General features: G+C 67.2%; 11 protein-coding genes. 5 read left to right on the forward strand and 6 right to left on the reverse strand.

What is annotated here, in order from left to right:
- Positions 1-6: 6 nt before the first annotated feature.
- Complete coding sequence (locus AC3ANW_RS13970; RefSeq protein ID WP_488341448.1) at positions 7-1,566, forward strand: sensor histidine kinase; 1,560 nt, start codon at positions 7-9, stop codon at positions 1,564-1,566.
- A 19-nt stretch (positions 1,567-1,585) separates the two neighbouring features.
- Here the strand turns inward: AC3ANW_RS13970 and ispF are convergent, their stop codons facing one another.
- Both ispF and ispD read right to left on the reverse strand, forming a co-directional pair.
- Positions 1,586-2,065 carry a 2-C-methyl-D-erythritol 2,4-cyclodiphosphate synthase gene (gene ispF, locus AC3ANW_RS13975; protein WP_488341449.1) on the reverse strand — a complete coding sequence of 160 codons (480 nt, stop codon included), beginning with the start codon at positions 2,063-2,065 and terminating at the stop codon, positions 1,586-1,588.
- Positions 2,062-2,778 (reverse strand): 2-C-methyl-D-erythritol 4-phosphate cytidylyltransferase, encoded by a 717-nt coding sequence (gene ispD / locus AC3ANW_RS13980; protein ID WP_488341450.1) that lies wholly within the window; start codon positions 2,776-2,778, stop codon positions 2,062-2,064. Before ispD ends, ispF begins: the two co-directional genes overlap by 4 nt.
- 156 nt (positions 2,779-2,934) lie before the next feature.
- Between ispD and mfd the strand changes: the two genes are divergently transcribed.
- From mfd to AC3ANW_RS13995, 3 genes are all read left to right on the forward strand, one after another.
- On the forward strand, positions 2,935-6,411 hold the full coding sequence (gene mfd / locus AC3ANW_RS13985; protein WP_488341451.1) for a transcription-repair coupling factor: 3,477 nt from the start codon (positions 2,935-2,937) through the stop codon (positions 6,409-6,411).
- 10 nt (positions 6,412-6,421) lie between these two features.
- Positions 6,422-7,129 (forward strand): phosphoserine phosphatase SerB, encoded by a 708-nt coding sequence (gene serB, locus AC3ANW_RS13990; protein WP_488341452.1) that lies wholly within the window; start codon positions 6,422-6,424, stop codon positions 7,127-7,129.
- 125 nt (positions 7,130-7,254) lie between these two features.
- The gene (locus AC3ANW_RS13995; protein ID WP_488341453.1) at positions 7,255-7,782 is read left to right on the forward strand and encodes a cupin domain-containing protein; all 528 of its coding nucleotides are present in this window, start codon (positions 7,255-7,257) and stop codon (positions 7,780-7,782) included.
- Between the two features lie 26 nt (positions 7,783-7,808).
- Here the strand turns inward: AC3ANW_RS13995 and trxC are convergent, their stop codons facing one another.
- Genes trxC through AC3ANW_RS14015 form a run of 4 tightly spaced genes read right to left on the reverse strand, consistent with a single transcriptional unit; the run spans position 7,809 to position 10,481 of the window.
- Positions 7,809-8,243: a thioredoxin TrxC gene (gene trxC, locus AC3ANW_RS14000; protein WP_488341454.1), complete on the reverse strand. Its 435-nt coding sequence runs from the start codon at positions 8,241-8,243 to the stop codon at positions 7,809-7,811.
- 16 nt (positions 8,244-8,259) lie between these two features.
- Positions 8,260-8,586 carry a hypothetical protein gene (locus AC3ANW_RS14005; RefSeq protein WP_488341455.1) on the reverse strand — a complete coding sequence of 109 codons (327 nt, stop codon included), beginning with the start codon at positions 8,584-8,586 and terminating at the stop codon, positions 8,260-8,262.
- Positions 8,587-8,640: 54 nt separating this feature from the next.
- Complete coding sequence (locus AC3ANW_RS14010) at positions 8,641-9,576, reverse strand: Bug family tripartite tricarboxylate transporter substrate binding protein (protein WP_488341456.1); 936 nt, start codon at positions 9,574-9,576, stop codon at positions 8,641-8,643.
- The gene (locus tag AC3ANW_RS14015; RefSeq protein WP_488341457.1) at positions 9,576-10,481 is read right to left on the reverse strand and encodes a LysR family transcriptional regulator; all 906 of its coding nucleotides are present in this window, start codon (positions 10,479-10,481) and stop codon (positions 9,576-9,578) included. Before AC3ANW_RS14015 ends, AC3ANW_RS14010 begins: the two co-directional genes overlap by 1 nt.
- Before the next feature lie 139 nt (positions 10,482-10,620).
- Here AC3ANW_RS14015 and AC3ANW_RS14020 point away from each other — a divergent pair, with 139 nt between their 5' ends.
- Positions 10,621-13,353, forward strand: a complete 2,733-nt coding sequence (locus AC3ANW_RS14020) for a tannase/feruloyl esterase family alpha/beta hydrolase (RefSeq protein WP_488345429.1) — start codon at positions 10,621-10,623, stop codon at positions 13,351-13,353.
- The last annotated feature ends 8 nt before the right edge of the window (positions 13,354-13,361 follow it).

Raw genomic sequence — 13,361 nt, forward strand, 5'->3', positions numbered from 1 at the left:
TCAGGCATGGCCGAGGTAGGTTCCTTCCGCGGCGAATCGGTCGACACCACAATCGATTCGCGGCCCGTCGAGCGAACCGAACGCCTGAACGAAAAGCCCGACGAACAGCCCGATCCGCGTGTCAAGCGCGTCGGGCTGAACCTGTTCTGGCGCACCTTCTTCCTCTTGGCCATCCTGCTGATCGGCAGCATCATGGCGTGGCTGCATACGCTGCTTTCGCTCGAATACGAACCGCGTGCCCTGCACACGGCGCAGCAGATCGCCTCGCTTGTCAACCTGAGTCGGGCCGCATTGATCCATGCGGATGCCATTGCCCGCGTGTCGCTCATCAAGACCATGGCCGACCAGGAGGGCGTGCGCATCCTGCCGCGAGAACCGACCGACCAATACGAACCCATGGTGGCGGACCGTTTCGGCGGCCGCATGACCGATGAGCTGGTGGAACGCCTGGGCGCGGGAACCGTGGTAGCGCAAAGCGTGAACGGCGAAAAGGGCCTGTGGGTTGGTTTCGTGATCAATGGTGACTCCAACTGGCTGCTGCTCGACCAGGCCCGTTTCAGCCCTTCCAACGGAACCATCTGGCTGGTGTGGCTCGTGACCGCGGCGGTGCTTTCGCTGGCGGGCGCTGCCGCCATCACCCGCCTGATCAACCGGCCGCTCAAGCAGCTTTCTCGGGCCGCCAACCGGGTGCGCGAAGGTGACTTCGCGGCAACCGAACTCGACGAACAGGCGCTCACCACCGAGATCCGCGAAGTCAACCTCGGTTTCAACCGCATGGCCCGCCGCCTGGCCGAACTCGAACAGGATCGTGCCGTCATGCTGGCCGGCATTTCGCACGACTTGCGAACGCCCCTTGCCCGGCTACGGCTCGAAACCGAGATGAGCGTGGCCGACACGGACGCTCGCGACCACATGGTGGCCGACATGGCGCAGCTCGACGCCATCATCGACAAGTTCCTGGACTACGCACGGCCGGACCATGTCAATCTGAAACCCATGCTGTTGAACGATGTGGTGGCGTCCTGCGTCTATGCGGTGGAGGACCACGACGAACTCAACATACGGGTCGACATTCCGGAAGGCATGCGGGTGATGGCCGACGGGACCGAACTGGCACGGGTGGTTTCCAACCTGATCGAAAACGCGCGGCGTTATGGCAAGTCGCCGGGGCTGGATGTGGCCGAGGTGGATATCGGCGCCTATCTGCAGGGCCGCGAGTCGGAAACCGTGGTGGTCACCGTGCGCGACCACGGCCTGGGTGTGCCGCCGGAATCGCTGGTGCACCTGACCAAACCCTTCTTCCGGGGCGACACCGCACGCACGTCGGCCACCGGCGCCGGGCTGGGCCTGTCGATCGTGGACAAGACGGTGCGCCGCATGGGCGGCAGTTTCCAGCTGTCGAACGCACGCACCGGCGGTTTCCTGGCGCGTATCCAGCTGACCCGGGCGCCCGCCCTGGAAGGTGGCGAGGCGGCCGCGGCCATGGCTGGCGGCAAGAAACCGTCCGCATGGCGTCCGTCGGCGGTGGCCCGGCGGGTACTGCCCAAGCCCTCGGTACCCAAATAGGGAGCGGAGGCGCCGGGGGTCAGCGCAGAAGCAGCACGACGGCGCGTGCCTCCATGCTGCGGCCCTCGCCCACCGGCCCCATCTTTTCGGCGGTTTTTGCCTTGACGTTGACCGCATCTGCGGCAATGCCCAGCACCTCCGCGATACGCTGGCGGATGGCCGGCTTGTAGGGTGCCAGTTTCGGCGCCTGGGCGATCACCGTGCAGTCGACATTGCCCAGCGACCAGCCGAGCGCCGCCACCTGGCGCCGAGCCTCGGCCAGCAACACCGCCGAATCGGCGCCCTTGAACTTGGCATCCGTGTCCGGAAACAGCGTGCCGATGTCGCCCAGCCCTGCCGCTCCCAGCAGCGCATCGGTGATGGCGTGCAGCAATACATCGGCATCCGAATGGCCGAGCAGGCCTTTTTCGTACGGCACCTCGACGCCGCCCAGCACCAGCCGACGGCCCTCCACCAGCGCATGGACATCCCAGCCCTCACCGACCCGAATCTGATTCATGTTGTCTTTCTCGCGGCCAGGACCGCTGCGGCCAGGGCGAAGTCCTCCGGCCATGTCACCTTGAAATTCTGTGCGCCGCCGACCACCAGGCGGGGCTGAAGGCCCATCGCCTCGACGGCGCTGGATTCGTCCGTGACCGCATGTCCGGCTGCGCGCAGGGCGTCGGCCAGTTGACCGATGCGGAACATCTGCGGTGTCTGCGCCAGCCAGCGGTCGCGGCGGTCCAGCGTGGATTCGACCCGGTCACCGGCCGCGCTCTTGAGTGTGTCGGCCAGCGGCTGGGCCAGCAGTCCGCCGACGGCGTCGCCGATGCAGGCGTCGATCAGCGCATCGATGCGTTCGGGCGTCACCAGGCAGCGCGCGGCGTCGTGCACCAGCACCCAGTCGGCTGCGTCGGCGCCCTGACCCGACAACTCCGCCAGACCGTTAGCCACCGTCGCCGCCCGGGTCGCGCCGCCGAGGGCCGCCACCCGAACCCGTCCGTCCATCGACGGATTCGTGTCGAAAAAACCGTCGCCCGGCGAAACCACCACCAGGATGCCTGCCAGCCGCACGACCTGCCCCAGTGCAGCCAGCGTGTGCTGCACCATCGGCCGGTCGCCGATGGGCCGGTATTGCTTGGGCCCGTCGCCGCCCGCGCGCTGGCCGCTCCCGGCGCAAGGCACCAGCGCCCAGAGGGATGGAATGGAAACGGGCGAAAGAAATTCTGGCATGGGCGGCTTCGAATGTCGGCGCTGACGGAAAAGCGCCATTGAACGCACGCCGAAACACCCCATTCTAAAATCGAGGCCAGACTCGCCTTTTCGCCCCCACCCCCCGTCCTCGCGCCGGGGGGTGCTTGTCTTTTTGCCGGACCCCGCCCCCAGCTTATGGATCTGCCCCGCCTCGTTCCCGGAAAACGTTTCACGCTGCCGCGCCCACCGGGTTCGGCCGATGCGCTCCTGCTGGGCCGCCTGGGCCTGCGTGAAGCCGCCGCCGGCCACCGCATCGCCATCGTCACCTCGGATGCCAACGACGCCCAGCGCCTGCTGGAAGAGATCGCCTTCTTCGCGCCCGACCTGCGCTGCGCACTGTTTCCCGACTGGGAAACGCTGCCCTACGACACGTTTTCGCCGCACCAGGACCTGATCAGCGACCGGCTGGCCGCCCTGTGGCGCATCTCGCAGGGCGATGCCGACGTGGTGCTGGTGCCCGCCACCACGGCGCTGTACCGGGTGGCGCCGCCGTCCTTCCTGGCTGGCTACACCTTCCATTTCAAGGTCAAGCAGAAGCTGGACGAGTCGCGGTTGCGCGCTCAGCTGACCCTGGCCGGCTACAGCCATGTGACCCAGGTGGTGAGCCCCGGCGAATACGCGGTACGCGGCGGGCTGATCGACCTGTTCCCGATGGGTTCGCTGGTGCCATTCCGGGTCGATCTGTTCGACGACGAGATCGATTCCATCCGCACCTTCGACCCGGACAGCCAGCGCAGCCTGTACCCGGTGCCTGAAGTGCGCCTGCTGCCCGGCCGCGAGTTCCCGATGGACGACGATGCCCGCGCGCGGTTCCGCAGCCGCTGGCGCGAAATGCTCGAAGGCGACCCGACCCGCAGCCGCATCTACAAGGACATGGGCGCGGGTGTGGCCACCGCCGGCATCGAGTATTACCTGCCGCTGTTCTTCGACGAAACCGCCACCGTCTTCGACTACCTCGGCGCCGACGCCACCGTCGTGCTGCACGGCGACATCGAGCCCGCCTTCCAGCGTTTCTGGCAGGACACCCGCGACCGCTATCGCCTGGTGCAGGGCGACAGCGAACGCCCGGTGCTGCCGCCCGAGGCGCTGTTTCTCAGTGCCGACCAGTTCTACGTGCGGGCCAACGCCCACGCGCAACTGGCCTTGCGCACCGTCGGTGTCGACGCGTCGCAGGCGGACAGCGGTTTTGCGCCCCTGCCCGAGATGTCGGTGCAGCGCGGGTCGGACGATCCGCTGGCCCGTTTCAAAACCCATGCCGCCAAATCGGCCCACCGGGTCTTGCTGCTGGCCGAAAGCGACGGCCGCCGTGAAAGCCTGCTGGATTTCCTGCGCGCCAGCGGCGTGCAGCCGCCGGCCTTCGACAGCCTGTCGGCCTTCGAGGCCGACACGAAGGAAAGCCTGGGCATCGCCACCGCCCCGCTGTCCGCCGGTTTCTCATGGACATCGGAAGGCATCGACTTCGTCACCGAGACCGAGCTTTTCGCCGCCGGCGCCACCACCCGCCGCCGCCGCAAGCAGGAACAGGCCAGCGACGTCGAGGCCCTGATCAAGGACTTGTCCGAGCTCAACGTCGGCGACCCCATCGTGCATGTTCAGCACGGTATCGGCCGTTACCGCGGCCTGATCAACATGGACCTCGGCCACGGCGACAGTGAATTCCTGCACCTCGAATACGCCGACAAGGCGGCCTTGTACGTGCCTGTCTCGCAGCTGCACCAGGTCGGCCGCTACACCGGTGTTTCGGCCGACGAGGCGCCACTGCACAAGCTGGGCAGCGCGCAGTGGGACAAGGCCAAACGCAAGGCTGCCGAACAGGTGCGCGACTCGGCTGCCGAACTGCTCAACATCTACGCCCGCCGCGCACTGCGCCAGGGCCATCCGTTCCGTTTCTCGGCGGCCGACTACGAGATCTTCTCGAACGACTTCGGCTTCGACGAAACCGCCGACCAGCGTGCCGCCATCCATGCGGTGGTGCAGGACATGATTTCGCCCCGCCCGATGGACCGGCTGGTCTGCGGCGACGTGGGTTTCGGCAAGACCGAAGTTGCCCTGCGCGCCGCTTTCATCGCGGTCACCGGCGGCAAGCAGGTCGCCTTCCTGGCTCCCACCACGCTGCTCGCCGAACAGCACTACCAGACGCTGGTGGACCGTTTCAGCAAGTGGCCGTTGAAGATCGCCGAGATGAGCCGCTTCCGTTCCACCAAGGAGATCAATGCCGCCGCCGTCGGCCTGGCGGATGGCAGCGTCGACATCGTCGTGGGCACTCACAAGCTGCTCAGCGAATCGGTCAAGTTCAAGGATCTCGGCCTGCTGATCATCGACGAGGAGCACCGTTTCGGCGTGCGGCACAAGGAGCAGATGAAGGCCTTGCGCGCCGAGGTCGACGTCCTGACCCTCACCGCCACGCCCATTCCGCGCACCCTCGGCATGGCGCTCGAAGGCCTGCGCGACCTCAGCGTGATCGCCACCGCGCCGCAACGCCGGCTGGCCATCAAGACCTTCGTGCGCACCGAAGGCGCGGGCGTGATCCGTGAAGCCGTGCTGCGCGAACTGAAACGTGGCGGCCAGGTCTATTTCCTGCACAACGAAGTCGAGACCATCGAGAACCGCCGGCAGAAACTCGAGGAAATGCTGCCCGAGGCCCGCATCGCCGTGGCGCATGGCCAGATGCCGGAACGCGAACTCGAGAAGGTGATGCGCGACTTCGTCGCCCAGCGCTACAACCTGCTGCTGTGCTCGACCATCATCGAGACCGGCATCGACGTGCCGACCGCCAACACCATCGTCATGAGCCGCGCAGACAAGTTCGGCCTCGCCCAGCTGCACCAGTTGCGCGGCCGGGTCGGCCGCAGCCACCACCAGGCCTACGCGTATCTGATGGTGCCCGACCTCGAAGGCCTCACCAAACAGGCGCAGCAGCGGCTGGACGCCATCCAGCAGATGGAAGAACTGGGTTCCGGTTTCTACCTGGCCATGCATGACCTCGAAATCCGCGGCACCGGCGAAGTGCTCGGCGAGAACCAGAGCGGCAACATGATGGAGATCGGTTTCCAGCTCTACAACGAAATGCTGAGCGAAGCGGTCCGTTCATTGAAAGCCGGCAAGGAACCCGACCTGCTCGCCCCGCTGGCCGCCACCACCGACATCAACCTGCACGCGCCCGCCCTGCTGCCCGACGACTACTGCGGCGACGTCCACCTGCGCCTGTCGTTCTACAAGAAGCTGGCGACCGCGAAGAACACCGACCAGATCGACCGCCTGCTCGAAGAAATCGTCGACCGCTTCGGCAAGTTGCCGGCGCAGGCCCAGACGCTCATCGACGTCCACCGCCTGCGGGTGCTGGCCAAGCCCTACGGCATCGTCAAGGTCGACGCCGCGCCGGGCGTGACCCACATCACCTTCAAGGCGAACCCGCCGGTCGAGCCGATGCGCATCATCGAACTCATCCAGAAGAACCGGCACATCAAGCTGGTGGGCAACGAAAAACTGCGCGTCGAGCGCGAATTGCCCGAACCCAAGGACCGGGCGCAGATGGTGCGCGACATCCTGCGAAACCTGGGCCAGCCGATCGCCGATGCGCCGGACAAGCCGAATCCCAAGACCCCTGCCTGAGCTTTTTTCCATGACGACTTCTCCCCTGCCCGGCCTCGTGCTGCAGAACATCACCGCACCCATGGCGCTGGCCGATTTCAAACTGATCGCGTTCGACATGGATTCGACGCTGATCAACATCGAATGCATCGACGAAATCGCCGACGCGGTCGGCAGGAAGGCCGAAGTCGCGGCCATCACCGAGGCCACGATGCGCGGCGAGATCAAGGACTTCAAGGAAAGCCTGACCCGCCGTGTCGCCCTGCTGACGGGTGTGCCGGTCGCCGCCTTGCAGGAGGTGTACGACCAGCGCCTGCAACTGAACCCCGGCGCCGACACCCTGGTCGCCGCATGCAAGGCCGCAGGCCTGAAGGTGCTGCTGGTGTCCGGCGGCTTCACCTTCTTCGCCAACCGGGTGAAAGCCCGCCTGGACATCGACTTCGCGCGGTCCAACCTGCTGGAAGAAGAAGGCGGGCGGCTCACCGGCCGGCTGGTCGAACAGAGCTGGGGCAGCATCTGCGATGGTGCCGAGAAACGCCGTTCGCTGATCGAACTGGCTTCGCTGATGGGTGTCTCGCCGCAACAGGCGATCGCCGTGGGCGACGGCGCCAACGACCTTCCCATGATGGGTGCCGCCGGACTGTCGGTGGCCTATCACGCCAAACCCAGGGTGCGTGAACAGGCAATGGTGTCCATCGAGGCCGGCGGTCTCGACCGCCTGCTGGAAGTACTGGCCTGAAATCCGCTCACTTCGACCGACGCTGAAACAGCACCGGGACGGCGACGAAAGCGGCGCTCTTCGTGACGCCGGCGCTGGCGGACGAAAGCTGCATTTGTGTCGGGTTTGTAAATCCGGAGCGGCTCATGAGAAATAATGTCCGCGCTCTCAACTGCGTGCCTTATTCAATGCCTTCGTCCAAGACTCGAAACCTGCTCGTCTTTGTTTCCGGCGCGGTGGTGGCCCTGGCGGGTGTCACCGCCTACGAAGCCGCCCAGCATGTGGACGTCATGCCAGACGCATCCCAGGCTTCCATCTCGATGCCGCTGGCTCATTACGACGCACCCGAAGCCAAGGTGCTTTCGGGCCAGCCGAATTTCCGCGGCACCGCCTATGCCATGTCTGCGGACGGCAAGACCGTATCGGGCATCTGGGCAGCAGACGGGCCTTCGACCTTCACCTGGATCTACGCAGGCGACGAAGCGGTGTACATCCAGGAAGGCATGGCCGAGGTCGAATACCAGGGCCGCAGGTTTTCATTGAAGCCCGGCGACCATGCCTTCTTCCATGTCGGCACGGTCGCCACCTGGACGGTGCCGCAGCATGTTCGCAAGTCGTGGACGGTGCACGGGGCCAACCGGCTGGTGCGCTGGTTCCGTAACCTGACCGACTGAGCCGCCGGCACAGCCTGCGGCGGCGCTCAGCCGCCGTGGGAACGCACCCAGCGCACGATGTCGGCCGCGCCCATCGCTCCTGCCTGCCGCGCGATTTCCTTGCCGCCCTTGAACAGCGCCAGCGTCGGAATACTGCGGATATTGAAACGTGTACCCAGCGCGGGGACGGCCTCGGTATCGACCTTGGCCAATCGAACGGCGGGTTCCAGCTGGCCGGCAGCCTGTTCGTAGGCCGGCGCCATCTGCCGGCATGGACCGCACCAGGGCGCCCAGAAATCGACCAGCACCGGAATATCGTTGCGCCCGATGTGACGGTCGAACCCGGCCTCATTCAACGCCACCGAATGGCCGGTGAACAGCGGCTGATGGCACTTGCCGCAGTCCGCCTCGGCGCGGTCGGCGGCAGCCGTCCGGTTGGTGGTGTGGCAGTGCGGACAGACGATGTGCTGCAGATCGCTCATGGCTGCGCGCCTTCGCTCAGATGGAGGATGCGGCCGGGCGGCGTGCGCGGGCGATGACGTCGCGCGCCGCCAGTTCGGATTCGGCCGCCGCATCGAGCAGGGAACGGCACAGGCCGGCCTGTTCGTAGTGCAGGTTCTCGTAGACGGTCGCAGCAGCAGGCGAAGCGTTCAGCAGAGCTTCCATCGCCGCGTCGTGCGGAAGGGTTTGCAACTCCTGCTTCAGGCGGGCGACCACGTCGCGGTATTGGGCCGCGTCGGAATGATTGGCGGCTTCCAGGCGTTCCAGCAACCCTGCGAGCAGGGCTGCATTACGGGGAAGGGCTTGCTTGGTAGTGGTGTTCATGGATGGAAGCTAGGGGCGCTGTCCGCACTTGCAAGCCCCCGTGCCGTACTGGCTTCAACGCCTGAAAACGCCGGCATGCCGGTTGGCCGCGGCCTGCTGTTCGATCTCGGTGCGGAACTGACCTGCACTACCGCCCGCCGGCAGGTTGCCCGATGCCAGCAACCCATGGCGGAAATCCGGCTGCGCCAGCACTTTTGCGCAGGCTGCGTTCAGGCGGTCCACCAGGCCGGCCGGCGTACCGCGCGGGGCGAACAGGCCGAACAAGGAGTCGCGGTTGGCTCCGGGACATCCCGCTTCGGCGAAGGTGGGCACATCGGGCAGCGCCGACGCCCTTGTCGGCGCACCCAGCGCCAGCGGCGTGAACCGGCCGCTGCGCACATATTCGATCTGCTGCGGTGCCAGGTTGGTCGACAGCAACTCGAAACGGCCGGCCAGGGCGTCGTGCAACTGGGGCCCGCCGCCGGCATACGGCACATGCACCACCTCGATGTTTTCCCCGCGCTGCACCTGTTCGAGCACCAGGTGGCCGATGGTGCCCACACCCGAGGTCGCCCAGCGCAGCGAACCGGGCGCGGCCCGTGCCAGCGCCAGCATGCCGGCGAAGCCGCGTGCGGCCAGCGCCGAGGTGCCGACCAGCAGCAGCGGCGTGCGCATGACCCCGATGACCGGCGCCACATCCGGAGCGGGCACGCCGAGCAGCGGCGACAGGGCCAGCGGGCTGATGGCGCAGAAACCCAGGGTGCGACCGTCTGGCTGGCTTCTGGCGATGGCCTGAAGCGCGACCGAACCGCCTGCGCCGGGCCGGTTCTCGACCAGCACCGGGCAGCCGAGTTGCGGCTCCAGGCCGTGCGCCAGCAGGCGGGCCACGCGGTCGCTGATGCCGCCGGGCGGATAGGCGACCAGCATCCGCACCGCATCCGGCGACCAGGCTCCGGCGCCGCCGGCCGTCGCCAGCAAGGCCGTTGCCACGAGACCGGTGCGCCGCCGCATCACGGCTCCGCGGCGGCCGGCACGGATTGCCGCACCAGTTTCACGAATGCATGCAACGCCGGGCTGTCGTCGTCGGCGCGCCAGACCAGCGTCAGCGGAGCGTCCAGCCCGCCGTCGGCCAGCGGCCGGAAGACGATGGCGCCCGGATGTGCGCCTCGCATCGATGCCGGCACCACCGTCACGCCCTCGCCCGCCGCCACCAGGTTCAGCGCGGTCATCATCCGGTCGACTTCCTGGGTGGCGGCGGGCAGGCAGCCGATCTGCTCGCACAGCGCCAGCAGCTGCGCATAGAGCCCCGGTGCGCCCTGCTGCCGGACCAGGACGAAACGCTCCTTCACCAGGGAACGCAGGTCCAGCGGCCCTTCCTGCGACAACGCGGGATGGCCGTTGGGCAACGCCACCAGCACCGGCTCGCGCAGCAGGGTCTCGAACACCAGTTCGGGCGGCCGGGCGACCGGCACCCGCAGGAAACCGCAGTGAAAACGCCCGGTGGCGACCCCTGCGGTCAGGCCGGCGGCATGGTCCTCGCCGATGCGCAGGGCGATTCCGGGCCAGTTCTGCCGGCATTCACGCAGCACCTGCGGCGTGAATGCATGGGCTGCCGCCGAACTGGTGAAACCGATGCTCAGCGAACCGGCACGGCCGGCGGCCATGTCGTGCATGCGGCGCTCGACCGCATCGGCGTCGGCCAGCAGCCGCCGGCTGTCGGCCAGCAGCGCCAGGCCTGCATCGGTCAAGGTGACGCCCCTGGGATGGCGCACGAACAGGTCGATGCCCAGCCGGGTCTCCAGCGCGCGGATCTGCTGGCTGAGCGGCGGTTGCTGCATGCCCAGGCGGCCGGCAGCGCGGGTCATGTGGCCGGTTTCGGCCACCGCCACGAAATAGCGAAGTTGTTTCAGGTCCATCGTTTTTTCACACGTGTTGTCTCGATACTTTTTTCGTATGGACTGAGGGGCGGAATTGTATTTGACCTATAGGCACCCGCTTCTTATCGTTCCCCCGCCCATGGCCGTCGGCCGGGTTCGATAACGGAGACAAAAAATGATGCACAAGATGCGACCCAATACGGTCGCGGCGTGGCCTCGCGCCCTTCTTTTCAGCGCCTCGGCCGTACTGCTGGCCAGCCTTGCCGCCTGTGGCGGTGGCAGCAACGACGCGACCATCGTGACCGGCGGTGGAAGCACGCCTTCGACCGGCGGGACGGGCGGCATCGGTGGCGGCACCATCACACCGACCGACCCGGCGCCCGTGGTGCTGGCCTCCTGTGCCGACCTCAACGGTCGCCGCATCGCCGCTTCGGCCATCGGCGTGGCGACCGGCGGTGCCACCGTGGTGTCTTCCACCGCCGTGGCCGCCACCGACGCCGGCAACGCCCTCGGCGCCTATTGCAAGGTGCGCGGCACCGTGGCACCGGTCACCGCTGGCGCGCCGGTCATCACCTTCGCCGTCAATTTGCCGACCACCTGGAACGGCAAGGCCATCCACTACGGCGGCGGCGGTTTCAACGGCACGCTGATCGACGGCACCGAGCAGGTCCGGTTCGGCCCTGCCGACAAACCCGCGCCGCTGGCACTGGGTTATGCCACCTTCGGCGACGACGGCGGCCACCAGAGCAGCAGCATCACCGACGGCAGTTTCGCTACCAACGACGAAGCGCTGGCCAACTACGGCGGCCTGTCGCTCAAGAAGACGCACGACGTGGCGATGTCGCTGATCCAGGCCTTCTACGGCAAGGCCCCGCAGCAAAATTACTTCCTGGGCACCTCCACCGGCGGGCGCGACGCGCTCAACCACATCCAGCGCTGGCCGGCCGACTACATCGGTGTCATCGCCAACGAACCGGCGCTCAACTACACCGGCACCCGGCTGTCCAACGTGGCAGTGGGCCGTGCGCTGTACAACAACGCAGGCGCCGGCTGGCTCAACGTCACCAAGACCCTGCTGGTGCAGAAGACGGTGCTGCAGGCCTGCGACAAGCTCGACGGCGTGGCCGACAACATCGTCAGCAACGTCGAGAGCTGCCGTCAGCTCAACACCCAGGTGCTGGCCTCGCTGCGCTGCACCGGCGGCACCGACACCGGCAACACCTGCCTGAGCGACGCCCAGATCGCCACCGTCAGGGTGATCGAGTCACCGCTCAACTTCACCGGCTATTCGCTGGCCAACGGCGTGACCAAAGCGGGCGGCTACAACATCCTCGAAGGCACGCTGGTGGCAGGGCCGTACACCACCCGTGACCTGGGCACCCGCGCGGTGCCGGGCAACCCGGCCACTTCGGCGGATGCCAACCAGTACGTCACCGGCGACCAGTGGACCAAGTTCTTCGTCACCCGGCAGCCGCTGTTCGACACCCTGACCTTCGACCCGCTGGCGCCCGGCGCCTTCACGCAGCGGGTGGTCGACGTGTCGGCGCTCGAAGACGCCACCAACCCCGACCTGCGACCTTTCCTGAACCGCGGCGGCCGGCTGATCCTGCTGCACGGCCTGGCCGACGAGGTGATCAGCAACAACTCGACCATCGACTACTACCAGCGCATGGTCGGCACCGTGGGTGCCGATGTCGCCGCCAAGGGCGTGCGTTTCTATACCGTGCCCGGCATGGGCCACGGCACCGGCGTGTTCATCCCCGGATGGGATTCGCTGGCAGCGTTGGAGAACTGGGTCGAGAAAGGCCTGGCGCCCGGGACCGGCGTGGTGGCCGACAGCGTGGCCGGCACCTTCGGCCGCACCCGTCCGTTGTGCCAGTACCCGGCCTGGCCCAAATACAAGGGCAGCGGCAGCGCCGATGCGGCGGTCAACTTCAGCTGCGTGCAGGAAGCCGGCGACCCTCTGGCCTGCCAGAACCTGCCGAGCGCCGTCACCGCATACAAGGGCGGCAATGTATTCGGTGAAGAACTCACCGTCAGCATCAACCCGACGCAGCTGACCTATACCGCCACCGTGGACGCCAGCCTGCAACGCACCGCCGGCACGCAGCGCAGCGGCACCCTGCTGCCGCTGGGCAACTGCAATTACGCCAGCAGCGAGAACGGCGCGGTGTTCACCTTCGGCGCAGGCGGTGTGGTGCAGGGCGGCATCGCAGCGCCGACCGGCAGCGCCTACCTGCCGCTGGTGGCCTTTGGCAGCACTTTCGACAACGTGGCCAGCCCTGCCGTCTTCAACACCGTCGCGAACATCTACAACGCGGTGGGTGTGCAGTACGGCGCGGGCGGCGCGTCGACCACCTATGCGGCTTCGGCGCGCATCCGTAATGCCGGCACCTTCCAGACCTGCCAGGACACCGGCACCGGCCAGTTCGTGATCTACGACGCGGCCTGCACCCAGACCACCAAGGGCTACCTTACCTACAACACCACCCGCGGCGCCTTCGACCTCCGGGCCACCCCCGCCAGCGGCGGCGCGGTGACCACCGGCGGCACGCTCAGCGGCTCGGTGATCGCCGGCAAGGTGGGCGCGAGTTATGTGCCTCTGGTGCTGTGGCGCGAGTCGGCCACCAGCTACGGCATGCGCCTGTATTCGCCGCAGCAGACGCTGGCGTCCGGCACCGCCGACGGCAGCTACGCGACCCTGCTCGGCAGCGGCAGCGCATCCACCGCCACCGTGTCCGGCAGCGACTTCAACGCCGGTTCCACCGCTTCCACCCTGGCCTACGACACACCTGTGCTGGGCGTGATCCAGGCCAGCGGCGGCCGGCCGGGTTCACTGCTCTATACGGCCGGTCTGTACGGTTTCATCGCCGGCACCGGCGGCAGCTTCGAAATCGGCGTTCGCGACTGATCGGCGGG

The sequence above is a fragment of the Xylophilus sp. PBN-3R genome, from assembly GCF_057747805.1.